Origin of the sequence: Pseudomonas sp. PAMC 29040, assembly GCF_003994535.1 — a bacterium.
GTDB lineage: Bacteria > Pseudomonadota > Gammaproteobacteria > Pseudomonadales > Pseudomonadaceae > Aquipseudomonas > Aquipseudomonas paraversuta.
This window is the reverse complement of the sequence record NZ_RZAA01000031.1, coordinates 1-1,016: the sequence shown is the minus strand read 5'-3', so window position 1 is coordinate 1,016 and position 1,016 is coordinate 1. Positions and strand designations below refer to the sequence as shown.

At 60.0% G+C, this 1,016-nt stretch carries 1 pseudogene; it reads left to right on the top strand.

From position 1 onward, the window contains the following. Nucleotides 1–1,016 (top strand): annotated as a pseudogene (locus WG29040_RS24420) (hypothetical protein); the annotation flags it as partial.

Below are 1,016 nucleotides of genomic sequence, written 5' to 3'. Positions count from 1 at the left end.
ACCGCTTCCACCTGCTGACCCGTGAACGCACGCAACAGGGCCAGACGCTGCAGGAAACCGAGACCACCTATTACGACGAGCCCTGGCTGCCCATTGCCCGGCAACTGCCGTATTTCCAGTTCCCGCACAAGGTCATTACCCGCAAGGCGCAGCTGGATGGCCAACGGGTGCTGCGAGAACTTGTTACCGAAGAAGAAACCCGCTACGACGCGCTGGGCAACCCGGTGTGGCACCGCAATGCCCTGGGTGGAATAGAAGAGTCAGAGTACTACCCGGTGAGTGGCGAGACCGACAACTGCCCGGCCGACCCACTGGGCCGCATCACCCGTCTGAAAAATCGTACGGTCAGCCCGCCACCCGGCACCGAAGGGCCAGTCAAACAGACCAGATATCGCTATCAATCCCTACCCGTGCGTGGGGATGCTCCAGGGTTTGCGTTGCCGACTTTTATCCAGAGCAGTGAAGAACGTTTGTTGCTGGTTGAGGGCAATCAGTCCACCGAATTGGGCCGCTCGACGCAAAGTTTCATTAACGATCCGGCCTCGCCCCATCACGGCCGTATGCTCAGTGAAACCCAAAGGGTACAGGGCAAAAGCACAATCCGCGCCTACAGCTACAGCCTCACTCAGGCGCGCAACGCCCGCTCGCTGGAACGTGCCGTACTCCAGGAAAAGGTCACGATCACCAGCCACGACGGACATAAATCCAGCTCCCAATCCTCACAGGATCTGTACTCGGGGCTAATGGTCACCGAACAGACCGACGAGCAGCTGCGCATGGCCTTTGCCCACGATCCCCTGGGGCGTGTGACTCAGGAAGTCGCGGCTCCGGATTCGGCCTTCGAGGCCAAGGTCAACTGGGCCTATTCCTTGTCAGCGAACCAGCGCTGCCAGACCCGAATCGGCGCTTCCGGGCGTAAGGAAACTGTCTGGCTCGATGGCATGGCCCGGGAAATCCGCCGTGAAAAACAGACCGACAGCGGTGAGACCTATACCGCCTGGACCGCCGAATATGAC